The organism is Pseudomonas sp. 5C2 (assembly GCF_034314155.1).
GTDB lineage: Bacteria > Pseudomonadota > Gammaproteobacteria > Pseudomonadales > Pseudomonadaceae > Aquipseudomonas.
This window is the reverse complement of sequence record NZ_JAVIWH010000002.1, coordinates 1-26,541: the sequence shown is the minus strand read 5'-3', so window position 1 is coordinate 26,541 and position 26,541 is coordinate 1. Positions and strand designations below refer to the sequence as shown.

At 56.3% G+C, this 26,541-nt stretch carries 30 protein-coding genes and 1 tRNA gene; 12 read left to right on the top strand and 19 right to left on the bottom strand.

The features are described from left to right. Positions 1–14: 14 nt before the first annotated feature. The 11 genes from ndk to trmJ form a co-directional block, all read right to left on the bottom strand. Positions 15–446 (bottom strand): nucleoside-diphosphate kinase, encoded by a 432-nt coding sequence (ndk, locus tag RGU44_RS00735; RefSeq protein WP_219061131.1) that lies wholly within the window; start codon positions 444–446, stop codon positions 15–17. Between the two features lie 88 nt (positions 447–534). Beyond that, positions 535–735, bottom strand: coding sequence for a Fe-S cluster assembly protein IscX (iscX, locus tag RGU44_RS00730; RefSeq protein ID WP_219061130.1), 201 nt, complete (start codon positions 733–735; stop codon positions 535–537). Positions 736–749: 14 nt separating this feature from the next. Further along, positions 750–1,091 carry an ISC system 2Fe-2S type ferredoxin gene (gene fdx / locus RGU44_RS00725; protein ID WP_219061129.1) on the bottom strand — a complete coding sequence of 114 codons (342 nt, stop codon included), beginning with the start codon at positions 1,089–1,091 and terminating at the stop codon, positions 750–752. 3 nt (positions 1,092–1,094) lie between these two features. Continuing rightward, a complete protein-coding gene (gene hscA / locus RGU44_RS00720; protein ID WP_322215212.1) occupies positions 1,095–2,957 on the bottom strand; it encodes a Fe-S protein assembly chaperone HscA in 1,863 nt (620 codons plus the stop codon). 42 nt (positions 2,958–2,999) lie between these two features. Continuing rightward, the gene (gene hscB / locus RGU44_RS00715; protein WP_322178131.1) at positions 3,000–3,521 is read right to left on the bottom strand and encodes a co-chaperone HscB; all 522 of its coding nucleotides are present in this window, start codon (positions 3,519–3,521) and stop codon (positions 3,000–3,002) included. Positions 3,522–3,529: 8 nt separating this feature from the next. Continuing rightward, positions 3,530–3,853 (bottom strand): iron-sulfur cluster assembly protein IscA, encoded by a 324-nt coding sequence (iscA, locus tag RGU44_RS00710; RefSeq protein WP_322178130.1) that lies wholly within the window; start codon positions 3,851–3,853, stop codon positions 3,530–3,532. Positions 3,854–3,897: 44 nt separating this feature from the next. Further along, entirely contained in the window at positions 3,898–4,284 is a 387-nt protein-coding gene (gene iscU, locus RGU44_RS00705; protein WP_219061125.1) for a Fe-S cluster assembly scaffold IscU, read from the bottom strand. 47 nt (positions 4,285–4,331) lie between these two features. Continuing rightward, on the bottom strand, positions 4,332–5,546 hold the full coding sequence (locus tag RGU44_RS00700) for an IscS subfamily cysteine desulfurase (protein WP_322215210.1): 1,215 nt from the start codon (positions 5,544–5,546) through the stop codon (positions 4,332–4,334). Positions 5,547–5,590: 44 nt separating this feature from the next. Further along, positions 5,591–6,082, bottom strand: a complete 492-nt coding sequence (gene iscR / locus RGU44_RS00695; RefSeq protein WP_322178128.1) for a Fe-S cluster assembly transcriptional regulator IscR — start codon at positions 6,080–6,082, stop codon at positions 5,591–5,593. 177 nt (positions 6,083–6,259) lie between these two features. Beyond that, on the bottom strand, positions 6,260–7,036 hold the full coding sequence (gene cysE / locus RGU44_RS00690) for a serine O-acetyltransferase (RefSeq protein WP_322215208.1): 777 nt from the start codon (positions 7,034–7,036) through the stop codon (positions 6,260–6,262). Next, positions 7,036–7,809 carry a tRNA (cytosine(32)/uridine(32)-2'-O)-methyltransferase TrmJ gene (gene trmJ / locus RGU44_RS00685; RefSeq protein WP_322178126.1) on the bottom strand — a complete coding sequence of 258 codons (774 nt, stop codon included), beginning with the start codon at positions 7,807–7,809 and terminating at the stop codon, positions 7,036–7,038. Before trmJ ends, cysE begins: the two co-directional genes overlap by 1 nt. Positions 7,810–7,952: 143 nt before the next feature. On the opposite strand from trmJ, the gene suhB reads away from it, so the two are divergent. Further along, complete coding sequence (gene suhB / locus RGU44_RS00680) at positions 7,953–8,768, top strand: inositol-phosphate phosphatase (protein WP_322178125.1); 816 nt, start codon at positions 7,953–7,955, stop codon at positions 8,766–8,768. Positions 8,769–8,875: 107 nt separating this feature from the next. Here suhB and RGU44_RS00675 read toward each other — a convergent pair whose 3' ends face one another. The 6 genes from RGU44_RS00675 to queA all read right to left on the bottom strand — a co-directional run bounded on the left by RGU44_RS00675 (position 8,876) and on the right by queA (position 14,976). Then, the gene (locus tag RGU44_RS00675; protein ID WP_219061119.1) at positions 8,876–9,418 is read right to left on the bottom strand and encodes a glycine zipper 2TM domain-containing protein; all 543 of its coding nucleotides are present in this window, start codon (positions 9,416–9,418) and stop codon (positions 8,876–8,878) included. 121 nt (positions 9,419–9,539) lie between these two features. Beyond that, positions 9,540–10,451 carry a protein translocase subunit SecF gene (gene secF, locus RGU44_RS00670; protein ID WP_322178124.1) on the bottom strand — a complete coding sequence of 304 codons (912 nt, stop codon included), beginning with the start codon at positions 10,449–10,451 and terminating at the stop codon, positions 9,540–9,542. Between the two features lie 9 nt (positions 10,452–10,460). Then, positions 10,461–12,329 (bottom strand): protein translocase subunit SecD, encoded by a 1,869-nt coding sequence (gene secD, locus RGU44_RS00665; protein ID WP_322178123.1) that lies wholly within the window; start codon positions 12,327–12,329, stop codon positions 10,461–10,463. Positions 12,330–12,392: 63 nt separating this feature from the next. Beyond that, a complete protein-coding gene (gene yajC, locus RGU44_RS00660) occupies positions 12,393–12,728 on the bottom strand; it encodes a preprotein translocase subunit YajC (protein ID WP_219061116.1) in 336 nt (111 codons plus the stop codon). Positions 12,729–12,781: 53 nt separating this feature from the next. Continuing rightward, positions 12,782–13,897 (bottom strand): tRNA guanosine(34) transglycosylase Tgt, encoded by a 1,116-nt coding sequence (gene tgt, locus RGU44_RS00655; protein ID WP_219061312.1) that lies wholly within the window; start codon positions 13,895–13,897, stop codon positions 12,782–12,784. Between the two features lie 14 nt (positions 13,898–13,911). Next, positions 13,912–14,976, bottom strand: coding sequence for a tRNA preQ1(34) S-adenosylmethionine ribosyltransferase-isomerase QueA (gene queA / locus RGU44_RS00650; protein WP_322215206.1), 1,065 nt, complete (start codon positions 14,974–14,976; stop codon positions 13,912–13,914). A 108-nt stretch (positions 14,977–15,084) separates the two neighbouring features. Here queA and RGU44_RS00645 point away from each other — a divergent pair. The 11 genes from RGU44_RS00645 to RGU44_RS00595 all read left to right on the top strand — a co-directional run bounded on the left by RGU44_RS00645 (position 15,085) and on the right by RGU44_RS00595 (position 24,172). After that, positions 15,085–15,169, top strand: a tRNA-Leu gene (locus RGU44_RS00645). 164 nt (positions 15,170–15,333) lie between these two features. Beyond that, positions 15,334–16,575 carry a tyrosine-type recombinase/integrase gene (locus RGU44_RS00640; protein WP_322215205.1) on the top strand — a complete coding sequence of 414 codons (1,242 nt, stop codon included), beginning with the start codon at positions 15,334–15,336 and terminating at the stop codon, positions 16,573–16,575. A gap of 283 nt (positions 16,576–16,858) precedes the next feature. Next, positions 16,859–17,704 (top strand): hypothetical protein, encoded by an 846-nt coding sequence (locus RGU44_RS00635; RefSeq protein ID WP_322215203.1) that lies wholly within the window; start codon positions 16,859–16,861, stop codon positions 17,702–17,704. A 92-nt stretch (positions 17,705–17,796) separates the two neighbouring features. Beyond that, the gene (locus RGU44_RS00630; protein WP_322215202.1) at positions 17,797–18,078 is read left to right on the top strand and encodes a helix-turn-helix transcriptional regulator; all 282 of its coding nucleotides are present in this window, start codon (positions 17,797–17,799) and stop codon (positions 18,076–18,078) included. Next, a complete protein-coding gene (locus tag RGU44_RS00625; protein ID WP_322215201.1) occupies positions 18,075–18,680 on the top strand; it encodes a hypothetical protein in 606 nt (201 codons plus the stop codon). The genes RGU44_RS00630 and RGU44_RS00625 overlap by 4 nt, the downstream gene beginning before the upstream one ends. After that, a complete protein-coding gene (locus RGU44_RS00620; protein ID WP_322215200.1) occupies positions 18,677–19,018 on the top strand; it encodes a hypothetical protein in 342 nt (113 codons plus the stop codon). The genes RGU44_RS00625 and RGU44_RS00620 overlap by 4 nt, the downstream gene beginning before the upstream one ends. A gap of 529 nt (positions 19,019–19,547) precedes the next feature. After that, positions 19,548–19,829 carry a hypothetical protein gene (locus RGU44_RS00615; protein ID WP_322215199.1) on the top strand — a complete coding sequence of 94 codons (282 nt, stop codon included), beginning with the start codon at positions 19,548–19,550 and terminating at the stop codon, positions 19,827–19,829. Continuing rightward, positions 19,826–20,107, top strand: a complete 282-nt coding sequence (locus RGU44_RS00610; protein WP_322215198.1) for a DUF3077 domain-containing protein — start codon at positions 19,826–19,828, stop codon at positions 20,105–20,107. Before RGU44_RS00615 ends, RGU44_RS00610 begins: the two co-directional genes overlap by 4 nt. Further along, the gene (locus RGU44_RS00605) at positions 20,104–22,992 is read left to right on the top strand and encodes a DUF927 domain-containing protein (RefSeq protein WP_322215196.1); all 2,889 of its coding nucleotides are present in this window, start codon (positions 20,104–20,106) and stop codon (positions 22,990–22,992) included. The genes RGU44_RS00610 and RGU44_RS00605 overlap by 4 nt, the downstream gene beginning before the upstream one ends. Positions 22,993–23,079: 87 nt before the next feature. Continuing rightward, positions 23,080–23,922: a chromosome segregation protein SMC gene (locus RGU44_RS00600; RefSeq protein ID WP_322215195.1), complete on the top strand. Its 843-nt coding sequence runs from the start codon at positions 23,080–23,082 to the stop codon at positions 23,920–23,922. 64 nt (positions 23,923–23,986) lie between these two features. Beyond that, the gene (locus RGU44_RS00595; protein WP_322215193.1) at positions 23,987–24,172 is read left to right on the top strand and encodes a hypothetical protein; all 186 of its coding nucleotides are present in this window, start codon (positions 23,987–23,989) and stop codon (positions 24,170–24,172) included. Between the two features lie 379 nt (positions 24,173–24,551). Here RGU44_RS00595 and RGU44_RS00590 read toward each other — a convergent pair whose 3' ends face one another. Both RGU44_RS00590 and RGU44_RS00585 read right to left on the bottom strand, forming a co-directional pair. Continuing rightward, on the bottom strand, positions 24,552–25,373 hold the full coding sequence (locus RGU44_RS00590) for a HEPN domain-containing protein (RefSeq protein ID WP_322215191.1): 822 nt from the start codon (positions 25,371–25,373) through the stop codon (positions 24,552–24,554). After that, positions 25,373–25,963 (bottom strand): hypothetical protein, encoded by a 591-nt coding sequence (locus tag RGU44_RS00585; RefSeq protein WP_322215190.1) that lies wholly within the window; start codon positions 25,961–25,963, stop codon positions 25,373–25,375. The genes RGU44_RS00590 and RGU44_RS00585 overlap by 1 nt, the downstream gene beginning before the upstream one ends. Positions 25,964–26,541: the final 578 nt, after the last annotated feature.

The following is a 26,541-nucleotide window of genomic DNA, read 5'->3' as shown; positions in this document are numbered from 1 at the left end:
CTCACTCAATGGCCTTAGGCCTTACGAGCGGTTACTTCGGTAGCGGCGAAGAAGTAAGCGATTTCACGTGCAGCAGCAGCTTCGGAATCGGAACCGTGTACAGCGTTGGCGTCGATGGAATCAGCGAAATCAGCACGGATGGTGCCAGCAGCTGCTTCTTTAGGGTTGGTAGCGCCCATCAGTTCGCGGTTTTTAGCGATGGCGTTTTCGCCTTCCAGAACCTGAACCACAACCGGGCCAGAGATCATGAACGCAACCAGGTCGCCGAAGAAACCACGAGCGCTGTGCTCAGCGTAGAAACCTTCAGCTTCAGCCTTGGACAGCTGCTTCATTTTCGAAGCAACGACTTGCAGGCCGGCTTTTTCAAAACGAGTGACGATCTCGCCGATTACGTTTTTTGCAACGGCGTCAGGCTTGATGATGGAGAAAGTACGTTGAACAGCCATGGTGTAACTCCAGAAACGGTAATTTTCGAAAAATTAAACCCGCGAATTATACGCGGGTTCTTTGGTATTGCCTAACCTGCAGCGCGGCTCAGTCGAGCTCTTCGATCCAGAGAGCCTGAATGGCCTCCAGAACCTTTTCGCCACTGCGATCCGGCGCATCGTCGAACTCGGGCAATTCCATCACCCATTTACGCAGATCGACGAAGTTAAGCGATCTTGGATCAACATCCGGCTTGCTTTCAGCCAGCTGGATTGCGATTTCCTGCACATCAACCCATTTCAGACTCATAAGAACCCCTTGAATCAGTGCGGCGCTTCAGCCGCATGGTTGATCGTGTATTTAGGTATTTCGATGGTCAGGTCTTCATTGCCGACAATCGCCTGGCAGGACAAGCGCGATTGCGCCTCCAGCCCCCAGGCCTTGTCGAGCAAATCCTCCTCCAGTTCGTCAGCCTCATTCAGCGAGTCAAAGCCCTCACGAATGATGCAATGACACGTGGTGCAGGCGCAGACGCCGCCACAGGCGCTCTCGATCTCGATATGGTTATCATGGGCCACGTCGAGAATGGAGGTACCGGGCGCGACCTCGACAACCAGACCTTCCGGGCACAGCACGGCATGTGGCAGAAAAATGATCTGCGGCATCAGTTATCCCTCAATTTCATTCAGGTTGCGTCCCGCCAGCGCGGCTTTCACCGTCGAATCCAGGCGTCGGGCAGCAAATGCATCGGTCACCTGCGACAGACGCTTGGTCTGCAGCTCGATGGCAGGACCATCAGTGCCCTGCATCAATTCACTCAATTCTTTCATCTGCAACTCGATCACCATCCGCTCTTCAGCGTCGAGCAAGCGCTCACCGTCCACATCCAGCGCACCCTGCACCGCTTCGAGCAGACGCTGGGCGTCGACTTGCTGTTCGCGCAGTACACGAGCGACTTTGTCATCACTGGCGTGCTGGAACGAGTCCTTGAGCATGCGGGAAATTTCGCCGTCGGTCAGGCCATAGGATGGCTTGACTTGGATACTCGACTCGATACCCGAACCCAGCTCACGGGCCGCAACGTTGAGCAAGCCATCCGCATCGACTTGGAACGTGACGCGAATTTTCGCGGCGCCAGCAACCATCGGTGGTATGCCTCGCAGCTCGAACCTAGCCAGGGAGCGGCAATCGCTGATCAGTTCCCGCTCGCCCTGCAGCACATGAATCATCATGGCTGACTGGCCGTCTTTATAGGTGGTGAAATCCTGAGCGCGAGCGACGGGAATGGTGGTGTTTCGTGGAATCACCTTCTCCATCAACCCACCCATGGTTTCCAAACCCAGAGACAGCGGAATCACATCAAGCAGCAACAGCTCTTCACCGTCACGCTTGTTGCCTGCCAGCGTATCAGCCTGGATCGCAGCGCCAATGGCCACCACTTGATCCGGATCGATCTTGGTCAGTGGTTGACGACCGAACAGTTCGGCGACAGCTTCTCGCACTCGCGGCACACGGGTCGAACCGCCGACCATGACCACGGCCTCAACTTCTTCAATCTCGATGCCGGCATCGCGTACCGCGCGCCGACAGGCTTTAAGGCTGCGCGCTAGCATGGGCTCAAGCAGAGCATCGAAAGCTTGCCGGGTCAGCACAGAATGCCAATCGCCATGCACGACTTCGACCGAATCGACTTCAGTCAACGCTTCTTTGGCCGCGCAAGCGGTTTGCAGCAGGCTGCGCTGCGCAGACGGATCGAGGTCGGCAGAAAGACCGGCTTCGCTCACGATCCAACTGGCGATCGCATGATCGAAGTCATCACCACCCAGTGCCGTATCGCCACCGGTTGCCAAAACTTCAAAAACGCCGCCTGTCAGACGCAATATGGAAATATCGAACGTACCGCCGCCCAGGTCATAAATAGCAACCACGCCTTCAGCGTGTTGATCCAGACCATAAGCCACCGCCGCAGCGGTAGGCTCATTGAGCAAACGCAGAACGTTAAGACCCGCCAACCGAGCCGCATCTTTGGTGGCCTGACGCTGGGCGTCGTCGAAATAGGCCGGAACGGTAATCACCGCCCCCACCAACTCGCCGCCCAAGGACTCTTCAGCACGCTGACGCAGAACCTTGAGAATTTCAGCCGACACCTGCACCGGACTTTTCGGCCCTTGAATGGTGTCGATGAACGGCATGTGAGACTCGCCGTCAACAAATCGGTAAGGCAGTTGCTCACCGAGCTGTTTGACGTCGGACAGGCCACGCCCCATCAGTCGTTTGACTGACAATACGGTGTTGAACGGATCAATAGCGGCGGCGCTTTTGGCGCTCTGCCCTACTTCGACCCGATCAGCGTGGTAGCGAACGACGGACGGCAAGATGACCTGCCCTTCGCCATCGGCCAGCGGCTCGGAAAGTCCACTGCGCAATGCAGCGACCAGCGAATTGGTAGTGCCCAAGTCGATCCCAACCGCCAGACGGCGCTGATGTGGTTGGGGACTTTGGCCGGGTTCGGCGATCTGCAGTAGGGCCATACTTATCGAAATTCACAGGCGTGCGGCCAGGGCAGCACGGGGTTAATCGTCGAGGCGCTCTTCAAGCTGGCGCACTTCGTAGGTGAGCTTGTCGAGGAACTGCATACGTCGCATCAGCCGTTCGGCCAATTCACGTTGCGCAGCATCATCCCAACAGGCAGCGAAGCTTTCGTTCAGTTCATCCTGAGCGACTTTGAGCCGGCGCTTGAATACCGCAACACCCGCCAGGTCGGCATCCTCCTGCAAATCCTCAAGCTCTTCACGCCATTGCATCTGCTGCATGAGGAACTCGGGGTCTTGCACGGTAACTTCCAACGGCAACTCGTTACCCCCCAGCGTCAACAAATAACGCGCCCGTTTGGGAGCGTTCTTGAGCGTCTGGTAGGCCTCGTTGAGACTGGCAGTGTGTTCTAGCGCCAGCCGCTGCTCACGCTCGGAAGCATCAGCAAAACGGTCTGGATGTACGCCGCGCGCCAACTCACGGTAGCGCGTCGCCAACTGATCGAGATCCAAACGGAAACTTGGCTTGAGCTCGAATAAGGCGAAATGACAAGGAATACCCACGATCAGCCTCAGATATTGAAGCTTTCGCCGCAGCCACATTCACCGCGCGCGTTCGGGTTGTTGAACTTGAAGCCTTCGTTCAACCCTTCCTTGACGAAATCGAGCTCTGTACCGTCGAGGTAGACCATGCTTTTCGGATCGATGATCACTTTGACGCCGTGCAACTCGAACACCGTGTCTTCGCTGCCCGCCTCATCGACGAACTCCAGCACGTAGGCCAGACCGGAACAGCCCGTGGTGCGAACACCTAGGCGAACACCGTCACCTTTGCCGCGACCTTCGAGGGAGCGACGTACGTGTTGAGCAGCAGCTTCTGTCATGCTGATAGCCATCGAAACTCCTTACTTGAATCAAGCTTCGTTAAAAAAGGCTCTGTTCAGAGCAAGCCTTTCTTTTGCTTGTAATCGCGAACAGCCGCCTTGATAGCGTCTTCTGCGAGTACCGAGCAGTGGATCTTCACTGGAGGCAACGCCAGCTCTTCAGCCAGTTGAGTGTTCTTGATGGTCTCTGCTTCATCCAGAGTCTTGCCTTTCATCCACTCGGTCGCCAGGGAGCTGGAGGCGATAGCCGAACCGCAACCGTAGGTCTTGAACTTGGCGTCTTCGATGATGCCGTGTTCGTTGACCTTGATTTGCAGGCGCATTACGTCGCCGCATGCCGGCGCGCCGACCATACCGGTGCCAACATCAGGATCTTCCGCGTCCATCTTGCCGACGTTACGCGGGTTTTCGTAGTGGTCAATGACCTTTTCGCTGTATGCCATGGTGCTAATCCTCTCTCATCAGGTAGCCGCTCTTGCAGGCGACTTAATTAGTGCGCAGCCCACTCGATCTTGGAGATATCGATACCGTCTTTGTACATATCCCACAGCGGCGACAAAGCGCGCAGCTTGGTAACGGCCTCGCAGACTTTCTGCGCGGCGTAATCGATTTCTTCTTCGGTGGTGAAACGGCCGAAGGTGAAGCGAATCGAGCTGTGCGCCAATTCATCGTTGCGGCCCAGGGCGCGCAGGACGTAGGACGGCTCCAGCGAAGCCGAGGTACAAGCGGAACCGGACGAAACCGCCAGATCCTTGAGCGCCATGATCAACGACTCGCCTTCGACGTAGTTGAAGCTCAGGTTCAGGTTGTGCGGTACACGGAAAATCATGCTGCCGTTGATGTACAGCTCTTCCAGACCTTCAACCTGCTTGAGGAAGCGAGCGCTCAGGGCCTTGATGCGTACGTTTTCAGACGCCATGTCTTCTTTGGCAACACGGAACGCTTCGCCCATACCAACGATCTGGTGAGTCGCCAATGTCCCCGAACGCATGCCACGCTCATGTCCGCCACCGTGCATGGTCGCTTCAATGCGAACGCGCGGTTTGCGGCTCACGTAGAGCGCACCAATACCTTTAGGACCATAGGTTTTGTGGGCCGAGAAAGACATCAGGTCAACCTTGAGGTTGGCCAGGTCGATCTCGACTTTACCTGTGGACTGGGCCGCATCGACGTGGAACAACACACCACGCGAACGGGTCAGTTCACCGATGGCTGCGATGTCGTTGATAGTGCCGATTTCGTTGTTGACATGCATGATCGAGACCAGAATGGTGTCTTCGCGCAAAGCCGCTTCAACCATTGCAGGCGTGATCAGACCGTCTTCACCAGGCTCGATATACGTCACTTCGAAACCTTCACGCTCCAATTGGCGCATGGTGTCCAGGACCGCTTTGTGTTCGATCTTGTTGGTGATCAGGTGCTTACCCTTGCTGGCGTAAAAATGCGCAGCGCCTTTGATCGCAAGGTTGTCGGACTCGGTAGCACCAGAGGTCCAGACGATTTCACGCGGATCAGCGTTCACCAGATCAGCGACCTGACGGCGAGCGTTCTCCACTGCCTCTTCAGCTTTCCAGCCAAAGACGTGGGAACGCGATGCCGGGTTACCGAAGTTTCCGTCAACCAGCAGGCATTCACTCATTTTCTGCGCGACGCGCGGATCGACCGGGGTAGTCGCGGAGTAATCGAGGTAAATCGGCAATTTCATTGAATATCTCCTATCAGGCAGGCGCGCCGCGCATTCATCTGCGTTCATTCGACGGCGGACGTTTCAATCTTATCCAGCTGGGGCGTTCTGCATGTATTTCGACGCAAATCCTGGCGCTGAGCGACCTCTTGTACCTCACGGCGAGTTACAAGGTCAGCCAGGCTTATACCGCTAAGAAAATCGTGAATCTGCGAACTCAGGTCACACCACAAGTGGTGAGTCAGGCAGGTATCGCCCGCATGGCAATCACCCAGACCCTGGCAACGTGTTGCATCGACCGACTCGTTGACCGCGTCGATCACCTGCGCGACCTGAATGCCCTGCATGTCACGGGCCAGTTGGTAACCACCACCAGGCCCCCGCACGCTCGACACCAGATTACTGCGACGCAGCTTGGCGAACAGTTGCTCGAGATAAGACAGGGAGATGCCTTGCCGCTCGGAGATATCGGCCAGAGACACTGGCCCGTGCTGCGCATGTAATGCCAGGTCAAGCATGGCGGTTACAGCGTATCGGCCTTTTGTAGTCAGTCGCATGGCATGTACCACGGAGGTTCGGAATGAGTGCGAGTATGCTATTCCCGAGTATTTAAGTCAACTATAAGACCGAGTAAATCAGTCGGGATTACCCGCAAACAACGGCGACATCATAACAAACGCCGGGGTGCATTGGCACACCCCTTAGGTCTAGTACCGGCGAGTCCGGCCCACCCGTCAGCCGGCCTTGGTTTCGCCGCCGTCTTTCACGCAATCAAACACCTCGTCGCGCAACGCTGGCAGCTCTTTGGCGCAGTAATCACTGCCCAACGCGTTAAGCGCGCCACACATACCTTCCAGCCTGGCATCGACCGCTTGCAGATGGTCGAGCAGCTGACCGATCGCCCGCGCCACCGGATCAGGCATATCTTCGCTGACCCCATAGGCATCGAAACCGAGCTTTTCGGCGATGGCTTTACGTTTGGCTTCCACGTCGTCGTCGGACTTTATGATGATCCGCCCTGGAATACCCACGACAGTGGCACCGGCCGGCACCGCCTTGGTGACCACCGCATTGGAGCCAACCTTGGCACCCGCACCGACCGTGAACGGCCCCAACACCTTGGCACCCGCCCCGACAACCACGCCCGACTCGAGTGTCGGATGGCGCTTGCCTTTATTCCAGCTGGTTCCACCCAGGGTGACACCCTGATAGAGCGTCACGTCGTCGCCGATTTCCGCGGTTTCGCCGATCACGATGCCCATTCCGTGATCGATGAAGAAGCGCCGCCCAATCGTTGCTCCCGGATGAATCTCAATGCCGGTCAACCAGCGACCGAAATTGGACACCACGCGCGCCAGCCACTTCCAGTCAAGGGTCCACAGGTAATGCGACACACGATGCAGCCAGATTGCGTGCATGCCGGGATAGCAGGTCAGCACCTCAAAGGCGTTGCGCGCAGCCGGATCGCGATGGAACACACTTTGAATATCTTCTCGCAAACGCTCGAACATCATTGATCCTTCAGTTTATGAGGCTCGCCGCGCGCCACTTTCTGCGTCTCGGTAAGAATGCCCCGCAAAATATTCATCTCTGACCGGTACACCGCGCGACGACCGAACAGGCGACGCAAGCGTGCCATCAGGTGACGCGGGTTTTCCGTGTCGAGAAAACCGATATCGACCAGCGTGGACTGGAGATGGCCGTAAAACAGCTCCATCTCATCCATGGTGACTTCTTCCACACTGCGCGCAGAGGCCACTTCGACCTTTTCGACCTTGGTCGGCTGCCCTTGCGCTGCGAGCCAGGACATCCGTACCTCATAGGCCAGCACCTGCACCGCTGCCGCCAGATTGAGCGAACTGAACTCAGGGTCCGAGGGGATGTGGATGTGATAGTGACATCGCTGCAGCTCTTCGTTGGTCAGGCCGGCATATTCACGACCGAACACCAGCGCCACTTCCGCGCCCTGCGCCGCCTGCTCGGACGCCATCACCCCACACTCACGCGGATCAAGCAGCGGCCAGGGGATTCGCCGATCACGCGCACTGGTGCCCAGCACCAGATTGCAGCCGACCAGCGCGTCTTCCAGGGTCGCGACGACCTGCGCGTTTTCCAGGATATCGCTTGCGCCAGAGGCCCGCGCATCAGCCTCATGGTTAGGGAAAACCAGTGGATCGACCAGCACCAGGCGTGAAAGCCCCATGTTTTTCATGGCACGAGCAGCTCCACCGATATTACCGGGGTGACTGGTACCGACCAGGACAACACGAATATTTTGCAGCAATGCAAGTTCTCACAGACGGGAGAAAGGGGAGCAAATCTTACAGAACCACCCCCATTAACGCTATGGACGCTATGCAGGCTGGAAATAATTGATGCTACGCCCTACAATGTTCGGCTTTCTTTAACGACCTAGGTGAAACGTCCATGCAGCCCATGCTGAATATCGCGCTGCGCGCCGCCCGCAGCGCCAGTGAATTGATTTTCCGCTCCATCGAGCGCTTGGATACCATCAAGGTCGACGAAAAAGACGCGAAGGATTACGTCACTGAAATCGATCGGGCTGCCGAGCACAACATCATTGCCGCCCTGCGCAAAGCTTATCCGACCCACGGCATCCTTGGCGAAGAAAGCGGCATGCACGAAGGCAGCGGCGAAGGCACAGAATACCTGTGGATCATCGACCCGCTTGATGGCACCACCAACTTCGTACGCGGTGTTCCACACTTCGCTGTCAGCATCGCCTGCAAATACCGCGGCCGTCTTGAACATGCCGTGGTTCTCGACCCGGTCCGTCAGGAAGAATTCACCGCCAGCCGTGGCCGTGGTGCCGCGCTTAACGGTCGCCGTCTGCGCGTAAGCCAGCGTAAAAGCCTCGAAGGCGCCCTGCTGGGTACCGGCTTTCCGTTCCGCGAAGGGCAAATGGACAACCTGGAAAACTACCTGGGCATGTTCCGCAGCCTGGTCGGTCAGACCGCCGGCATTCGCCGTGCAGGCGCCGCCAGCCTCGACCTCGCCTATGTAGCTGCCGGTCGTTTCGATGCGTACTGGGAGTCGGGCCTGTCCGAGTGGGACATGGCCGCGGGCGCACTACTGATTCAAGAAGCTGGCGGCCTGGTGAGCGATTTCACCGGCGGTCACGAGTTCCTTGAAAAAGGTCATATCGTTGCAGGCAACACCAAGTGCTTCAAAGCGGTACTGACCTCGATCGCACCGCACCTGCCGGCCTCGCTGAAGCGCTAAGCCTCAGGGTCGACAATAAAAACCGGCGTTCGCCGGTTTTTTTATGCCCCGCACAAACAAAAAAAGCACCCGAAGGTGCTTTTCTTTGATGCCGATTCTGACGCGTCTTACTGAGCGCCTTGACCCAATACCAGCTGACCTTCTTTGTTGACCGGAATCTGGTTACCCGGATCACGGTCCATACGCACCTGACCGACCTTGTCGTTCAGTTTGTATTTCACGTCATAACCCACGACCTTGTCGCTGATGTCATTGACCGTATTGCAGCGGGTCTGAGTCGTGGTGTATGTATCTCTGTTCTGCATACCTTCCTGAACTTTGTTGCCCGCGTAACCACCGCCCACCGCACCGGCGACCGTCGCGATTTTTTTGCCGTTACCGCCACCCACCTGATTGCCAAGCAAGCCACCGGCCACGGCACCCAGCACGCTACCCATGATCTGATGCTGATCCTTGACGGGCGCCTGACGGGTGACCGCTACGTCTTTGCACACTTCACGCGGGGTCTTGACCTGCTCCTTGATGGGTTGCACACCCAACACCTCTGCATACTCAGGGCCGCTTTTCACCAAGTTATACGTGGCGACAGCACCGCCAGCGGTCACGCCGACAGCCCCCAACACCGCACCAATTAGCAACGACTTGTTCACTTGAACCTCCTGGTAACCTCGCGCGAAATTTCCCACGCTACTCCCAGCCTTGGAGTACGAAAAAGGGCGTGAGTTCAACACTCACGCCCTTCTGGGTCCAAACCGGTAAAGCATTCAGGCTTTACGGACGCTCATCAACCTTGTCAGCCACAACAGGAGGAATCAGATCCTCAGTGCTCAGGTTCAGCCAGATCAACACCACGTTAGCGATGTAGATGGAGGAGTAAGTACCCGCCAGTACACCAATGAACAATGCGACGGAGAACCCGTGCAGGCTGTCGCCACCGAAAACCCACAACGCCACGATTGCCAGCAAGGTGGAAATCGAGGTCGCCATGGTCCGCAACAGGGTTTGCGTAGTGGAGATGTTGATGTTTTCAATCAACGACGCCTTGCGCAGTATCCGGAAGTTTTCCCGGACCCGGTCGAAGACCACAATCGTATCGTTCAACGAGTAACCGATGATCGCCAACACAGCCGCAAGCACCGTGAGGTCAAAGGTCACCTGGAAGAACGACAGGATCCCGATGGTGACGATCACGTCGTGAATCAGGGAGACGATTGCACCGACCGCGAATTTCCACTGGAAGCGAAAGGCCAGGTAAATCAATACCCCGCCCAGCGCCATCAGCATGCCGAGGCCGCCCTGATCGCGCAGTTCTTCACCGACTTGCGGGCCAACGAACTCGACGCGCTTGACGGTGACCGGGTTATCCGCGCCGCCTTTGCGCAAGGCTTCCGCAACCTGAGTACCCAACTGCGGATCTTCGCCCGGCATACGCACCAGCAAATCGGTGGTAGCACCGAAGCTCTGCACAACGGCATCGTGGTAACCGGCAGTAACCAGTTCCTCACGCACCTTACCAAGATCAGCCGGATGCTCGTAAGTCAGCTCGATGAGCGTACCGCCGGTGAAGTCCAGACCGTAGTTAAGCCCTTTGTGGAAGCAGCTAAACAACGCCAGCGCGGTAAGGAACATGGTAAAGGCGAACGCAACATTGCGAACGCCCATAAAGTTAATCGTACGTAACATGGCAGCCCCTTAAATCCACAACTTCTTGAAGTCACGTCCGCCGAAGATCAGGTTGACCATTGCGCGGGTCACCATGATGGCCGTGAACATCGAGGTAAAGATCCCGAGCGACATGGTCACCGCAAAGCCTTTGACAGGGCCTGTGCCCATCGCAAAGAGAATGCCGCCGACCAACAGTGTTGTCAGGTTGGCGTCGAGGATCGCGGTGAATGCCCGGCCGAAGCCTTCATTGATTGCCCGCTGCACCGTCATGCCCGCAGCGATCTCTTCACGTATCCGCGAGAAGATCAGTACGTTGGCGTCGACCGCCATACCCATCGTCAGAACGATACCGGCGATACCCGGCAGGGTCAGCGTTGCACCCAGCAAGGACATCAGTGCCAGCAGCATGACCATGTTCACGGCCAGTGCGACGGTGGCGATGACGCCGAAGAAACGGTAGATCGCCATGATGAACAGCGACACAAACAACATGCCCCACAGCGATGCATCGATACCCTTGGTGATGTTGTCAGCACCCAGGCTCGGACCGATGGTACGTTCTTCAGCGAAGTACATCGGCGCAGCCAGACCACCGGCACGCAACAGCAGCGCAAGCTCGGACGCCTCACCCTGACCGTTCAGGCCAGTGATACGGAACTGGCTACCCAGCGGCGACTGGATGGTCGCCAGGCTGATGATCTTCTTCTCTTCCTTGAAGGTCTGGACCGGCACGTCTTTCTCGACACCGTTGACCATCTGCTTGACGTAGGTCGTCGTCGGCTTCTGCTCGATGAAGATCACCGCCATGCTGCGACCCACGTTACTGCGAGTCGAACGACTCATCAGCTCGCCACCATGACCATCCAGACGGATGTTCACTTGCGGACGACCGTGTTCGTCGAAGCCGGCCTTGGCATCGGTCACCTGGTCACCCGTGATGATCAGCCCACGCTCGACCGGTGCCGCAGGACGACCGCCCTCACGAAACTCGAACATCTCGGTAGTGGCTTTCGAATCTTCAGGACCTGCGCCTAGACGGAACTCCAGGTTGGCAGTCTTGCCCAGAATACGCTTGGCTTCAGCGGTGTCCTGCACGCCCGGCAGCTCAACCACGATACGGTTGGCGCCCTGACGCTGAACCAAAGGCTCGGCGACACCCAGTTCGTTGACTCGGTTACGTACCGTGGTCAAGTTCTGCTTGATTGAGTATTCACGAATCTCGGCCAGCTTGGCCGGAGTCATCGCCAGACGCAGCACGGACAAACCGCCGCGCTCGCTGGTGGTCACGTCAAAATCGTTGAAGCTCTTGCGGATCAGGGTACGCGCTTGTTCGCGAGAGTCTGCATCGCTGAAACCAAGCTGGATACCACCGTCGAGTTGCGGCAGGCTGCGATAACGCACACGCTCTTTACGCAACAGGGATTTGACTTCGCCTTCATACACCTTAAGGCGCGCATCCAGAGCCTTATCCATGTCCACTTCCAGCAGGAAGTGCACACCACCGGACAAGTCCAGACCCATCTTCATCGGGCTTGCACCAATGCTGCGCAACCACTTCGGCGTGGTCGGAGCCAGGTTCAACGCAACGACATAGTCGTCACCCAAAGCCTTGCGCACGACGTCCTTCGCTGGCAACTGGTCTTCTTGCTTGGTCAGACGCAACAAACCGCCCTTGCCCTTCTCGGCCAGGGTGGAGCCTTTGACCGTAATGCCCGCATCGGTAAGCGCTCGGCTCACACGATCCAGGTCAGCCTGGTTCACCTGCAACGCAGTGCTTGCGCCACTGATTTGAATGGCCGGATCGTCAGGGTAGAGATTGGGTGCGGAATAAATAAAACCGACCACCAGCACCGCCAGGATCAGTACGTATTTCCACAGAGGGTATTTGTTCAGCATCACGCCGCCCGCTTATAACGCGGGGCGCCTTGCGCGCCCCGTCGATTGGTAAAAGACTGAAACTTAGATCGCTTTCAAGGTGCCCTTAGGCAGCGTGGCAGCGATAGCGGCCTTTTGGATTTTCAGTTCAACGGTGTCAGACACTTCGATGACCACGAAGTCGTCGGTCACTTTGTTGATCTTGCCCGCAATACCACCGGAAGTGACAACTTCGTCACCTTTTTGCAGGTTGCCCAGCAGGTTTTTCTGTTCTTTCGCGCGCTTGGCCTGTGGACGCCAGATCATCAGATAGAAGATGACCAGGAAGCCGACCAGGAAAATCCATTCAAAGCCCGAACCAGCAGGACCGGCGGCAGGTGCAGCAGCGTCCGCGAAAGCGGTAGGGATAAAAAAGCTCATTTAGCACTCCAATTGCAAAATTTTGTTAAGAGGGTAGAAAACTCAGTACTCAATCAATCCAAAGGCGGCGTTGGAAGCCCGCGTTTGGCATAGAAGGCATCGACAAAGGCGGCCAATGTACCTTGTTGAATAGACTCGCGCAAACCAGCCATAAGCACTTGGTAATGCCGCAAATTGTGAATGGTATTGAGCATGCTCCCCAGCATTTCCCCGCACTTATCCAGATGATGCAGATACGCACGCGAGAAGTTCTTGCAGGTATAGCAATCGCAGGTCGGATCCAGTGACGAATCGTCATGACGATGGAACGCGTTACGGATTTTCAACACACCCGTATCAATGAACAAATGGCCGTTGCGCGCGTTGCGGGTTGGCATCACGCAATCGAACATATCGATACCGCGGCGCACACCTTCAACCAGATCTTCTGGCTTGCCCACGCCCATCAAGTAACGAGGTTTGTCAGCCGGCATCATGCCCGGCAAGTAGTCCAGCACCTTGATCATCTCGTGCTTGGGCTCACCGACCGACAGACCGCCGATAGCCAGACCGTCGAAACCGATCTGATCCAGGCCTTCCAGCGAGCGCATGCGCAAATCCTGGTGCATGCCGCCCTGAACGATACCAAACAGCGCCGCCGTGTTTTCGCCGTGGGCGATTTTCGAGCGTTTGGCCCAACGTAACGACAGCTCCATGGAGACCCGCGCAACGTCTTCATCAGCCGGGTATGGCGTGCACTCGTCGAAAATCATCACGATGTCAGAGCCCAGATCACGCTGAACCTGCATCGACTCTTCCGGCCCCATGAACACCTTGGCGCCATCGACCGGAGAGGCGAAGGTCACTCCCTCCTCCTTGATTTTGCGCATGGCGCCCAGGCTGAACACCTGAAAACCACCGGAGTCAGTGAGAATCGGCCCGCTCCACTGCATGAAATCGTGCAGGTCGCCGTGACGCTTGATCACTTCAGTCCCGGGACGCAGCCACAAGTGGAACGTATTACCGAGGATGATCTGCGCGCCAGTCGCTTCGATATCCCGAGGTAGCATGCCTTTGACCGTGCCGTAAGTACCGACCGGCATGAAAGCAGGGGTTTCGACCACACCCCGAGGAAAGGTCAAACGACCGCGACGTGCTTTGCCGTCAGTGGCCAGCAACTCGAAAGACATACGACTGGTGTTGCTCATGCGTGATCCTCTGGGGCCGATTCCTTGGGAGCTGTCGGCGCGGGATTGCGGGTGATGAACATTGCATCACCGTAACTGAAGAAGCGGTACCCATGCTCCACTGCCGCCGCATAGGCAGCCATGGTTTCGGGGTAACCGGCGAACGCCGAAACCAGCATCAACAGCGTGGATTCAGGCAAATGAAAGTTGGTCACCAGGGCATCGACCACATGGAACGGACGCCCGGGAAAAATAAAGATATCGGTGTCACCACTGAACGCCTTGAGCTGACCGTCGCGCGCCGCACTCTCCAGCGAGCGCACGCTGGTGGTGCCCACGGCAATCACTCGACCGCCCCGCGCACGGCACGCCGCCACGGCATCGACAACGTCCTGACTGACTTCCAGCCACTCATTGTGCATATGGTGATCTTCGAGCAGCTCAACGCGTACCGGCTGGAACGTACCCGCACCGACATGCAGGGTCACGAAAGCCGTTGAAACGCCCTTCTGCGCAATCGCATCGAGCAGCGCCTGATCGAAATGCAGCCCCGCAGTCGGCGCGGCAACCGCCCCGGCGCGCTCGGCATATACCGTCTGATAACGCTCACGGTCGGCGCTGTCATCGGGACGGTCTATATAAGGAGGCAACGGCATATGGCCGACCCGCTCCAGCAACGGCAACACCTCTTCGGCAAAACGCAGCTCGAACAGGGTGTCATGACGGACCACCATCTCCGCCTCACCGCCGCCATCGATCAGGATCATCGTGCCCGGCTTGGGGGACTTGCTCGAACGCACATGGGCCAATACCCGATGGCTGTCGAGCACACGCTCAACCAGAATCTCCAGCTTGCCGCCGGAAGCCTTCTGCCCGAACAGGCGCGCCGGGATCACCCGGGTATTGTTGAACACCATCAAGTCGCCGGGGCGCAAATGCTCCAGCAAATCGGTGAATTGACGGTGCGCCAGTGCGCCGCTAACCCCATCCAGGGTCAACAAGCGGCTGCCACAACGCTCGGCCAAAGGATGGCGAGCAATCAAAGAATCAGGGAGCTCGAAGGTAAAGTCAGCAACACGCATGATGGGGTTCGTCTAGCAGGGCCGGAAAGTTTAGCGGAAATAATGAACATTCACCACGAAACATGATTGACCAACGGTAATCTCATCTCTATACTCCGCGCCCATCAAGCCCTGATGGCGGAATCGGTAGACGCGGCGGATTCAAAATCCGTTTTCGAAAGGAGTGGGAGTTCGAGTCTCCCTCGGGGCACCATATAGCAGTATCTGAAAGTCTCTACCAGGCTTTCAGACCCAGAGAAACCGGCCACTTGGCCGGTTTTTTTGTGCCTGTCTATCTACCCCTGTCTCTCCCTATACGTTGTATCCCTGTATCCCTGCTTGTATCCTGAGAAAAATACCGAACTTTGGGATACAAGGATGAAGCGTTCCGATATCAAGCGCCGCCCCCTGGCTGACACAACGCTGGCGGGGCTGGAACCTGAGACAAAGGAATATCGGGAGCTGGATGGAAGCGGCCTCTATTTCCGGGTCAAGCCTGACGGTGGCAAATCCTGGCAGCTCCGATACAAACGTCCGGCGGGCAATTGGGCTTGGATGGGGCTCGGGGGTTATCCAGAGGTCAGTGGCGCACTGGCACGGGATAAAGCTGCCGATCTACGCAAAGTAGTCAGCAGCGGTGCCGACCCCCTAGAACAAAAGCGATCCGCAAAAGCTGCTATCGATGCGGCCAAAACCCGAACCTTCCGCGCGGCTGCTGACGCCTGGCTCAAGGCGAAAGAAGAAAAAGGCCTCGCCCCTTCCACCCTCAACAAAATCCGCACCTACCTCGACAAGGACATTCTCCCGGCACTAGGAGATAAGCCTCTCGACGAAATCACCCGTACCGATTGCGCAGAACTCCAGGCATCCATCGAAGCCCGAGACGCACACAACGTGGCGGAAAAGTGCCGCACCTGGATAAACCAGATCTTCGGGCGAGCCATCGGCTTAGGTCTCACTGAAAACGATCCGGGCAGCCGCCTTCGCGATATTGCAGCCCAAGCCCCTAAAACTCAGCAGCATCCACATTTGCTGGAGCCTGAACTGGGTGAATTCCTTCACGCACTCAAAAACACCCCGAGCAGGCTGACAGCCCGCACGGCTGCATGGCTATGTGTATGGACGGCATCACGACCTGGCATGGTCCGCTTGGCTGAATGGAAGGAATTCGACCTTGAAAAAGCCGTTTGGACCTCGCCAGCCGCCAAGATGAAGATGCGCCGGGATTTTGCATGCCCCCTTCCCCACCAAGCGGTTACAGCACTGAAGGAACTGCACTGTTTAACCGGGCGCAGTCGCTGGCTCTTCCCAGGGGTCGGAGCCAAAAATCCGACCATCAGCGAAAACACGATCAACAAGGTCTTCGCTACCATCGGCTACAAAGGCCGACTAGTTGGACACGGGACTCGGCACACCGCGAGCACATTGCTTCGAGAACACGGCTGGCCGAAAGAACACGTCGAAGCGCAGCTTGCTCACAAAGAGGAAGGTATTTCAGGGGTGTACAACAAGGCTCAATACTTTGAGCAACGAGTGACAATGATGCAGTGGTATGCCGACCGTCTTGACGGGCTGGCAATTGGCAATGTAGTGCAAGGCCAGTTTGGAAAAGTGGTATGAGATCGCTTATCCATCCCCCCTCCAAAAACAGTGTTACGCGTGTTACTGGTGTAAAACGCAGCACCAACCCCTTGAATACATTGAGCTTTACGCCTGTAACACGTTTGAGAGCGGTGGCATACACGCCGTGTAACGCTACACATCCGTGTAACGCCAAAAGCGCATCACTACCACTGCTGGCTAACCATTTCCGTCGTGTGCGAAAACGCTCGGAACGCTGGCTGTGCCGCAGAAACACAGGGCGCGGGATGGCTCGAGGCAAATTGGCACAGAGATCGTTCACGTGACAGTGATCCATATTCAAGAATCCTGCGAATACCCTAAACTCTCAGCAGGCCTGATCGAATTTCTCGCTGCCCAACCGCTCTACGCGCTCTGTCGCGAGCAGATTATGAGTGCCTGCCACCTGATTGATCAGTGTTGCCTACGCATTAAAACGGACGATATCAATAGCGACCTAAACACCCTGTGCATCCAGACAACCAGGCACGAAGAGGTTATTTTTCAGTACGCCTCGACTGATGTTTCTGCACGTCTGGCTGATTGGGTTCGGCAATACGGCGCCTGCCCATCCGTCACAGACGATCAGGCACATGCGGCCTACATCATGGCCTGTGCGGTGAAAGCACTGGAGGTTCTCAGCGACTGGATGCGCATTGCGGAGCAAGACGCTTGGTCGCACACGACAGAGAAACCGGATTGGCCTTGGGATCTTTACTGCGAGTTTGTGGAAATTCAGGTCAAGCCGGATGAGCGTATCGAGGCGCTTGAACAGTACGTGATGTATCTGGAACCGATCGCCTCCCTGCCATCGTTACAGGACGACGAGTTGCGACCCATTGCCGTAAAAACGATCAAGAACGCGGTTAGGCGAAAAGGTGGCGTGCTCAGCGGCAAGGATCGAAACGAGGAAATCAGTGATCGTGACGCCGCTATCGTCAACCAAGCACGGAGTTTGCTGAAGAAAGGCATGTCGCATCGGAATGTCACAACGTCGGTGCATTGCTGGCTTGAAAGAGAAATAGCGAAGCCCACAAAACAACGCCCCGAATGGATTCCCCTCGAAACGGAAAAAGCACTAACCCGCAAACAGGTGAACTCCATACTGAAACGCTACTGGGTGGTGTAAACCAGAAATTTCAAATGGAAGTGAACTGCTCACCGCATTTCAACACCTAGATCATTGCTCTCGTCAGTCCAAACCAATCGAGAGCAATACCTATGAACACCAATGTCACCGAACTCTCCCGCAAACCTGCCACGCCCATCCCTTCGCTTTTCGACGCTGCCTCAACCCTGATTCGCATGCGCGAAGTCGAGGGTATCGTCGGCATGAAACGCTCCACCATCTACAAACTCATGCAGCGCCCCGAGTGCGGCTTCCCACAGCCGGTCAAGTTGAGCACGAGTACCGCACGAGGCGCGCCGGTCGCGTGGGTGCTGGCCGAAGTTCAAGCTTGGGCAAGGGGCCGCATTGAAGCCCGTGACCAGGTGGCCGCATGAGACGCAGCCACTGCTCGTTCAAAGGGCCTTTTCTCGATTCCTACAGCGTCGGATTCCGTCTCTATCGACCTGATGCAATCAACTGGCGGCACCGCACCATCGCGGGAGTGAGCTGGAATGGGGAAGAACAAGAAGCCTTCTTTTTCAACCCTGATGGCCTGGCCCTTCCGCTTAAGCCCAATTCTTGGGAATTGCCTGAACTTCTCCGCAAAAACGCAGTACGCCGGGAGCTTTCCAGCATCCACGGTATGGGTCATTTCGCAATGAAAGAAGGCCGCCGCGCCGCGCTGAAATCGCTTGGTTTGACCGACTGGGTGACTTACTGGCTGGTCGATCAATCGGCTGGTTACGCGAACGATCCGACGGTGTGGCGACACATCACTGAGCAGGATCTTGCGGAGGAAAAGACCGCTAGCGAACGCCTGCACCGTGAAATGCGCATGACCTCCGATCTGACCAGCTATGTGGATGACTGCCTGGCACAGCGGCGCGATTTGCTCGCGGTAGAACACCGCCGACGGTGCGTCGAGGACAGCAAAATCCTGGCTTGGCTCAAAGGCGAAACGCCGCCACTGTTTGCCAACGTGCAGGAGGCGGCATGACCCCAACCTTCCTTCCCCACCAAGCATTGGATCTCGTCGGTGCACTTGAAGCGTCTCTGCCTTCTACCGCTGAGATCAAAGGTCACCAGCGCTTGCTTGCCCTCCGCGATCAGGCGATCTCGGCCGGTGCTCAGGTGCTGATTGTGCTGTGGCAAAACCTGGAGTGGACGCTGTTAGCGGTTCAGCCGCCATCAGACGTGGTGATTAGCGACGCTCGCGAGCTGATTCCAAACCTGCTGCGCAATCCCGGAGCGCTACAGCAGATGCGGCAAAGGGCTCGCCAAGGGAACCACTTGCAATGGCTCACTCTCGCCCGCCCCGTCACGACCCAGCACTAACGAAAACGCCCCCGGGAGCGATCCGGAGGCGTTGAGGTAAATCTACATGCCCACACAATTTATGCTGCATCGGAAAATTGCACAAGCTTTCTGCACGGTTGCGCTTTCCAAAATGGGACGTTACTCTTTGGTCGTCGCTGCAAATTCAGTGACCGGGTTTGGCGACCCGAGCTTAAGAAGGCGCACAGGCGCCACCATCTCGATTGCAGGCGCTTTTTTTGTGCCCGCATTCCTGCTTTATGGCGGCTGTGCGCGGGAGACCTTCGGGTCTGCCGGGTTCCTTCTTACCCGGTTCGCCAACCTGCGCACAGCTGCCACCCCAATTCGTTTGGCGACGATTAGTGGCAGCTTCTACTTAAGAAGGAGCTCCACCCATGCACGCCCTCAATCCGTCCAAAATTCGCGCTGCTGCACACCGTGCAATGGCTCTCGCCGCTTTACACGCCAACTCCAGCCTCGCTACACGCCTTGCCCGCTACAACTCTCATATGAGCAGGGCCCGCAACTTAGAGTCAGCGGGAAGCGCCAAATGAAACAGACCCTGCAATGCTCAACCCCCGAAGACATTTTCACGCTGGTCGACGTCGAAGCTGGTGTGCCAATCGACGCCATTACCTGTGCCATCAGTCGAGCGGACGCCGTCCTGTTGCTGCTCGAAGAGCTTTTTGAGGACGACAAGCCCAGCCTTTCGAGCCACGTCATCGCCTCTGTGCTTTGGGACGTACGAGGCACTTTAGGCCTGATTCAGAAGTTGGCGGTTCACGCAGACCGCACCTCTACCCCCATCAACGCGGTGAGGGGGATGCAATGAAAAACAATCCTCAAATTTCCACTGTCGGCAAAACATCGTTCGGGTCTTACAACGCTGAAAATGCGTCGCTGTTTTCAATCAAGGCGGGGGTATCGATTGAGGACGCACTTGAACAAGCGTCCTGCTTACTTGGCTGCGTGAGAGACCTGACTGTCATCGACACGATAGACAGTGACGCCAGCGTTCGAGTCTGGTCGGCCCATTACCTAGGTGAAATGGCAAAGGCAATCATTGATGACGTGGCGACGAGCCTGAACCATTTGAGGGCTCGCCCATGACACGCAAGGCAAACGAAACAGCCAAGCGTCCGAGCTTTGCCGAAGTAAAACGCGCCTCCATGCATGCCATTGATCAAGTACTCGCTCGGTGGCTTCCGGGGGGGAAGCGCGTCGATGGCGGCAAGGAGTACACCGCACCAAATCCAACCCGTACCGACAAGCGTGCAGGCTCGCTCAAGGTCAATTTGGCTAAAGGCACCTGGGCGGATTTTGCCACTAGTGACAAAGGCGGCGATCTGATCGATCTGGTGCGTTATCTAGAAGGCGGCACCGACGTTGAGGCCTGCAATTTGCTGGCGGATCTGCTGCAGGTTTCCGCCGGTGCGGCTCAATCAAAACCGGCGTCGAGCGCAAGCCAAACGCCGGAATGGATCGCCGTTCAGCCGATCCCGGCCGAGGCCATGAACAAGTGCCCGACCAAGCACCGGCAACACGGAGTGCCGTCCAAGGTCTGGATTTATCGCGACTCTCAAGGCCAACCGGTCATGGCGCTTTATCGCTTCGACTTGGGGCCGGATGAAGACGGCAAGCCGAAAAAGGTATTCGCACCGTTGACCTGGTGCAAACGCGCCGACGGTCAAACGCCGCAATGGCGCTGGCAAGGTCTGCCTGAGCCGCGCCCTCTCCTTCGCCTGAATGAGTTGTCACAACGGCCAGATGCCCCGGTCGTACTCTGCGAAGGTGAAAAGGCGGCGGACGCCGCAGCTGAGCTGATGCCCGAATACGTGGCCACCTGCTGGCCGAACGGCTCAAACTCTTGGCACAAGGCAGATCTGACACCGCTCAAAGGTCGGTCGGTAATCCTGTGGCCAGACAACGATGTCAGCGGCAAGAACTGCATGGAAGCCGTCGCAGAGAAACTGGAGGACATCGGCGCCGCTTCGGTGCGGGTGATCGCGCTGGATGTCTTCAAACGCAAGCCCACATTCAAGAATGACAAACAGGCCTTCGCCAAAGGGGGTCAATGGGACGACGGAGACGACGCGGCCGATGCACAAGCCAAAGGCTGGTCAGCAGCGCACTTCGCAGAGCTGGAACGTAACGGCAAATTGTTCGGTGTTGCACCGGAGACGGCACCGGTCGAACAACCCAAGGCGAAGCCAACGGCCAAGCGTGCGACGAAATCGAAAAGCGATTTGCTGCACGGTGGTTTTCGCCTGACGCCAGAAGGCGTGTTTTATTCCGGCGATGATGGTGAAGCACGTCCGGTGTGCTCCCCTTTAGAGATCCTGGCGCGCACCCGAGATGCGCAGGGTCATAACTGGGGTTTGCTGGTCGAGTTCGACGATCCGGACGGGGCCAAAAAGCGCTGGAACATACCGGCGCGGACCATGACCGGCGACTTCGGTAAGGACGTACTCGGCCCACTAGTGGACATGGGCTTGCGTCTGGCCGGTAGTCGCTCCGGACGCAATGCGCGCAATGACTTGCAGAGTTACCTTGGCGGCTTCGACAGCGCCCAACGCGCACGACTGGTCACCCGTTTGGGCTGGCACGGCAACGCCTTCCTGTTGCCTGAGCAGCAAGTCGGCTCGCATGGGGAACACCTGCACTTCTATGAGGCCGGCGCACAGCTTCCCCCCATCAGCGAAGCCGGCACCCTGGAGCAATGGCAAGAACAAATCGGCGCGCTGTGCATTGGTAACCACCGCTTAGCCTTTGTGGCCAGCGTCGCGTTTGCCGGTCCGCTGTTGCACATGCTTGGCCATGAGTCGGGCGGCTTTCACCTCTACGGTGACAGCTCGGGCGGCAAGACTACCCACCTACAAGTCGCTGCCTCGATCTATGGCGGGCCGCGTTTGGTGCGTTCATGGCGCTCGACGGATAACGCCCTGGAGTCCATAGCCGCCGCGCATTCGGACGGGCTGCTGGTACTGGATGAAATCGGCATGTGTGACCCACGCATTATTGGCGAGACGGTGTACATGCTCGGCAACGGTACAGGAAAGGCGCGCGCCAATGATCGAGGACAAGCGGGCCGACAGGTTCAGGAGTGGCGCTTGCTGTTTCTGTCGACCGGCGAGAAGACCTTGGCGCAGCACATGGCCGAGGCCAACAAGGAGCTGAAAGCCGGCATGGAGGTACGCATGCTGGCGGTGCCGGCGGACGCCAGCAAAGGCCTAGGCATGTTCGACGTGTTGAGCGGGTTTGATGATGCGGCCGCCCTCTCCGATGCGCTCAAGGCACGGGTGGCCAAGTACTACGGCACACCACTCACCGCGTTCCTGTCGGCCCTCTGTGAGCCGGGCAAGATACGCGGCTGGTCAGCCATCCTGCGTCATACCTTGGACGGATTTATCGCCAAGTCATTACCCGCCTCGGCGAGTGGTCAAGCGCACCGCGCAGCTGCCCGATTCGGTCTGGCCGCTGCGGCCGGGGAGCTGGCCACCGCGCTGGGAATTACCGGTTGGCCAGACGGAACAGCTACTACCGCAGCCCGGGTATGCCTGAGCGCCTGGATGGCTGAGCGCGGCGGCGCCGGTAACTTGGAAGGTGACGCCATCCTTGCTCGGCTTCGACAGGTCATTGAGCGTTTTGGCGAAAGCCGCTTCACCCGCTGGGAGTCGGCTGCAGCAAAGATTGATGAGCACGGCCCGCGCACCATCGACCGGTTGGGCTTTCGCAAGACGATGGAGCACGGCCTGGGTGACGCGTTGCACACCACCAACACCTACTACGTGCTGCCTGAGGCGTGGCGCTCCGAAGTGTTCAAGGGCATGAACATCAATGCCGTGAACAAGGAGCTGATACGCCGTGGCGTCCTTGAGCCCGGGCCGGATGGCAAAGCCTCCTGCGCCGTTCGTTTGCCCGGTCTAGGTACTCAGCGTTGCTACGTGGTGAAGACCGTACCGGGAACGGATGAAAGCGAGGCACAGGCCGCCTGACGCTGAGCCTACTGACCGAGGTAAAGCCGGCTCAAGCGGGCCTCGCCAGCCACTCCGAACCCCAACCCAATAATCAGGACACAACTCATGAACCGAATTGAACAACTGAAAGACGCACGCGCGAAATTGGCTATTGAAATGGAAGCCATCAAAAGGGAACTACCACCTTTTGAGGCTGCGCTTCAAAGCGAGGACGCCATCAACCAAGGCCGCGAGAGCGACGTCAGACATGAAATCAGCAGTCGAAAAATAAAGATCGACTCGATCGGTCACCAGATTTTCAGACTGGATCAAAAGCTGGACCTCCTGGAGACGCTGGCCAACCAAGAAAGCTTAATGGAGGGCTACATTGCCGACATGGCGAACTGGATGGCGGATGAGCTGGAGCTCAACGCTAAACGGCACAGCCTGACCACTCGCCTGGAGGAAATTCGCCAGCAAACGCAGGAAGAGATGGCCAGCGCACGGCAGGCTGAGACCCTGGCGGCCTCCGCTTATGCACGGGCCGTGGCCTGGGGTGACGTCGAAGGCGAAAAAGCAGCCAGCATAGACGCTCAGAAAGCGGCGAAAAACCTCACTACCGCGACCGAACATCATCGCCGCCAGCTACTGATCATCACCGCCTTGGAGCAAGAGCTGGCCACCGTTGACCGACACATTAGCGAGGCTCAGGTAGAACACCAAAAAATTGAGGACACCGCCTTGCGACTGGCCCACAACGCCCTGGAGGAAAGGTGGAATGAAGCCGCCCAAGCGCTGCTTGATGTGGGAGGTAAGCTTTACGCTGCAGCCAACCTGATTGGCCGCGACCCAGTGTCCTTGTTCAAGCTCGACATCCCTGAGCAGGGTGAAAACTCGGGCAGTTGGAGGTGGCGCGACCTGGTAGACCGTGGCAGCCAGCATCGCACGCGCGATCTGCTCGCGATGTAACAGCCGTTTACCCTGAAACAGCCTGCTTTCGCGGGCTGTTTAAATCACTCCAAGGATCGAAGCCATGAACGCTGCGACACAAAACAGCTCACCCATATCCGAAACGCTTAGAGCGAGAAAAGCCCACCTGACCGCCCTACTCAAGATCGTGGATACCAAATTCGGAAAAAGCACAGCGATGCAGAAGCTCACCATTACTGCAATCAAGGCAGAAATGGGGCTAATCGAAGATCAGCTAAAAAAACGGTGATGTAGATAAGCGGAAGCTAGCGAAGGCTTCCGTTGCACTCAAACTCGACATACAGAATCCGGCCAGAAGCAGCCAGTGACATATATCTAGGAAACAGGCACGCCTAAGGTTGTTCATTGCAGCACATCCGCATTGTTCTCTGACTATTTGGGTGACGCCTCGCATTCACGAATCAAACAAAAGTGTTCGAGTTCTGGCACTGGTCACCCAGCGAGCTTTTTTTCTCTTACATTTGGTTTAGACGAAGATTTTTCAGTAATCGTCTCCCCGAGGTGCCATATTACCTCGCCGGCCTGCTTCCAGAGCTGGTGCCCCCCCGTAAATGATCGAGCAGGGTTGGAGCCAGTGCTATTGAGACAAGAAAAGTTACCACTCAAAGCTATTCCTGAGCTACAACGTCTAAACTCGGCGACCCAGACTTACAAATAGAACCCGCCATCAAAATCGAAAGAGCGTACTGCAAAAGTTCGACCTTGGCTTTCCGCATCTCAAGATCTGAGACGTCATCCGCGTTATCAAAATCAGCTCCATGTGCAACCGAATGGCGCCTTTGATTGATCTGTTCGATAAACTCCTCCCAAAGTGTCCTCCCTTTAGGACTACGCTTGTCAAAGTCTAGTTCCTCAAAACTTACAACGTAAGGATAATTTTCCGCCGCCAGGACAACAGAGGCTTTCAGTTCTACATTTTTCTCTTTTATCTCTGAGATCGACATCGCAAAAACATCATCAACCTTGGAGTCATGTAGATAACCAAAAACATTTGAAACCCCAAAGTTTTCAAATACAGTATCCAACATACTTGCTGAAGGATTTTTGTTCCTAGGAAACAAAAAAGGTTCAGGTGATATTTTGCAATCAAATTCATCAAGCTTCAGTATCAACGCATCCAATTTCTTATAGTATGCCTTAGGATCCTTATCTGAGGCAGTCCCAAGGTATTTACTACAATATGTCCTTTTAATAGCAACTGGAAAATTAATAAATGAACCACTCCTATTTAAGTCACTCACCACGCACTTCGCCAAATCTTTAACAAAGCCTTCTAAGTGGGCAACTATGAGTATGCTTGCCGAGCGACAAATCGCGTTGTAGAATGTGAAATCATCATCCTTAATAGCTTTTGCCTTATCGATGATAACATCAACTTCTTTCCATCGACCCTCCAAGCTAAAGATATACTCCTGTAAGAAAGTAGACATTATACAATGAGCTCCTGAGCTTTTCGTATTCTATTGTTAAGCTTTGATACATCATTAACACTACCTTCAACGGCCTCAAAAAAAACAGGGTCGGCGAACAACTTAATTAAATCATTATAACTTGGAATATTTTTTATTTCAGGTTTGGAAAAAGCACAGGCTATCGCGTCAAACACTGCCGCATTGAAGGAAGACATTAGAACAAAATCTTGCCCGTCCGGTTTTTTATATTTGGCGAATGGCTTACTTCCAAAGTGCTCCTTTACTAATCTCATTGTCCTAACAAAGTTTTCCTTCATTTCCTTCAACATAACAGCGTCATACTTATTAAACTCTACCATCTTATTAGTTAAGAACTTCTTAAATTGCCCCTTGTATTCTAAATACCCGTTACTATGGCTTATTGCAAAAAACCTGAGAACCAGCTCTTCATCTTCCATTTTTTTAATGCGAGTAGAATCCGGATCTAAATTTGCCACTTCAGCAAATATTGGATTTTTCGCAAGCTCTTTAATAAGATCTTTAAATGGACCTCTGCATGTCGCATTTCTTAGCTCTTGCGCTTCAAGCTTTACCGATCCGCTATTCAATCTTTCAAAAATATCAAATTTAACTTGAGTATCTACAGTGGAGTCAATTCCTGCTTAGCATGGTAACCACCCACTCAGCCTCCCTTCTGCCTCAAAGTAGGGCAAATCACATGTTGGAGGGAATATGGGCCGTCTGGACGGAACTTCAGGCTGAGTGCATGCTAACTACTAAAAAAAATTCCTGCTAAGCATGATCCGGCCTTTGCATACTACGACAGAATTTTGCCACTAAACTCCATCTTTCAAACTGTCATCAGTCATCCTCCATTGAATGCCACTAAACATTCTACTGATTCGTTTCTTGCTGCTCAATATCAGACTTCAGTAAACTTGAGAGAGGGGAGGCAGAAAGTGAGCGCGCGCACACACACTCACCCACCCTCTGTTATTGAAAAAGAAGGGGGGGGGGGGGGGGGGGGGGGGGGGGGGGGGGGGGGGGGGGGGGGGGGGGGGGGCGGGGGGGGGGGGGGGGGGGGGGGGGGGGGGGGGGGGGGGGGGGGGGGGGGGGGGGGGGGGGGGGGGGGGGGGGGGGGGGGGGGGGGGGGCGCGCGCGCGCGCGCGCACACGCACGCGCGCGC

Bases quoted from the DNA above. Each gene is read 5' to 3' on its own strand.
- hscA (WP_322215212.1), bottom strand. From the start codon at position 2,957: ATGGCCCTACTGCAGATCGCCGAACCCGGCCAAAGTCCCCAACCACAT.
- RGU44_RS00600 (WP_322215195.1), top strand. From the start codon at position 23,080: ATGAACCGAATTGAACAACTGAAAGACGCACGCGCGAAATTGGCTATT.
- RGU44_RS00625 (WP_322215201.1), top strand. From the start codon at position 18,075: ATGAGACGCAGCCACTGCTCGTTCAAAGGGCCTTTTCTCGATTCCTAC.
- RGU44_RS00590 (WP_322215191.1), bottom strand. From the start codon at position 25,373: ATGTCTACTTTCTTACAGGAGTATATCTTTAGCTTGGAGGGTCGATGG.
- tgt (WP_219061312.1), bottom strand. From the start codon at position 13,897: ATGTCTTTCGAGTTGCTGGCCACTGACGGCAAAGCACGTCGCGGTCGT.
- secF (WP_322178124.1), bottom strand. From the start codon at position 10,451: ATGTTACGTACGATTAACTTTATGGGCGTTCGCAATGTTGCGTTCGCC.
- RGU44_RS00615 (WP_322215199.1), top strand. From the start codon at position 19,548: ATGAAACAGACCCTGCAATGCTCAACCCCCGAAGACATTTTCACGCTG.
- fdx (WP_219061129.1), bottom strand. From the start codon at position 1,091: ATGCCGCAGATCATTTTTCTGCCACATGCCGTGCTGTGCCCGGAAGGT.
- cysE (WP_322215208.1), bottom strand. From the start codon at position 7,036: ATGTTCGAGCGTTTGCGAGAAGATATTCAAAGTGTGTTCCATCGCGAT.
- suhB (WP_322178125.1), top strand. From the start codon at position 7,953: ATGCAGCCCATGCTGAATATCGCGCTGCGCGCCGCCCGCAGCGCCAGT.
- queA (WP_322215206.1), bottom strand. From the start codon at position 14,976: ATGCGTGTTGCTGACTTTACCTTCGAGCTCCCTGATTCTTTGATTGCT.
- RGU44_RS00610 (WP_322215198.1), top strand. From the start codon at position 19,826: ATGAAAAACAATCCTCAAATTTCCACTGTCGGCAAAACATCGTTCGGG.
- yajC (WP_219061116.1), bottom strand. From the start codon at position 12,728: ATGAGCTTTTTTATCCCTACCGCTTTCGCGGACGCTGCTGCACCTGCC.
- iscX (WP_219061130.1), bottom strand. From the start codon at position 735: ATGAGTCTGAAATGGGTTGATGTGCAGGAAATCGCAATCCAGCTGGCT.
- RGU44_RS00640 (WP_322215205.1), top strand. From the start codon at position 15,334: ATGAAGCGTTCCGATATCAAGCGCCGCCCCCTGGCTGACACAACGCTG.
- iscA (WP_322178130.1), bottom strand. From the start codon at position 3,853: ATGGCTATCAGCATGACAGAAGCTGCTGCTCAACACGTACGTCGCTCC.
- RGU44_RS00630 (WP_322215202.1), top strand. From the start codon at position 17,797: ATGAACACCAATGTCACCGAACTCTCCCGCAAACCTGCCACGCCCATC.
- iscR (WP_322178128.1), bottom strand. From the start codon at position 6,082: ATGCGACTGACTACAAAAGGCCGATACGCTGTAACCGCCATGCTTGAC.
- RGU44_RS00595 (WP_322215193.1), top strand. From the start codon at position 23,987: ATGAACGCTGCGACACAAAACAGCTCACCCATATCCGAAACGCTTAGA.
- ndk (WP_219061131.1), bottom strand. From the start codon at position 446: ATGGCTGTTCAACGTACTTTCTCCATCATCAAGCCTGACGCCGTTGCA.
- RGU44_RS00605 (WP_322215196.1), top strand. From the start codon at position 20,104: ATGACACGCAAGGCAAACGAAACAGCCAAGCGTCCGAGCTTTGCCGAA.
- RGU44_RS00620 (WP_322215200.1), top strand. From the start codon at position 18,677: ATGACCCCAACCTTCCTTCCCCACCAAGCATTGGATCTCGTCGGTGCA.
- iscU (WP_219061125.1), bottom strand. From the start codon at position 4,284: ATGGCATACAGCGAAAAGGTCATTGACCACTACGAAAACCCGCGTAAC.
- secD (WP_322178123.1), bottom strand. From the start codon at position 12,329: ATGCTGAACAAATACCCTCTGTGGAAATACGTACTGATCCTGGCGGTG.
- RGU44_RS00700 (WP_322215210.1), bottom strand. From the start codon at position 5,546: ATGAAATTGCCGATTTACCTCGATTACTCCGCGACTACCCCGGTCGAT.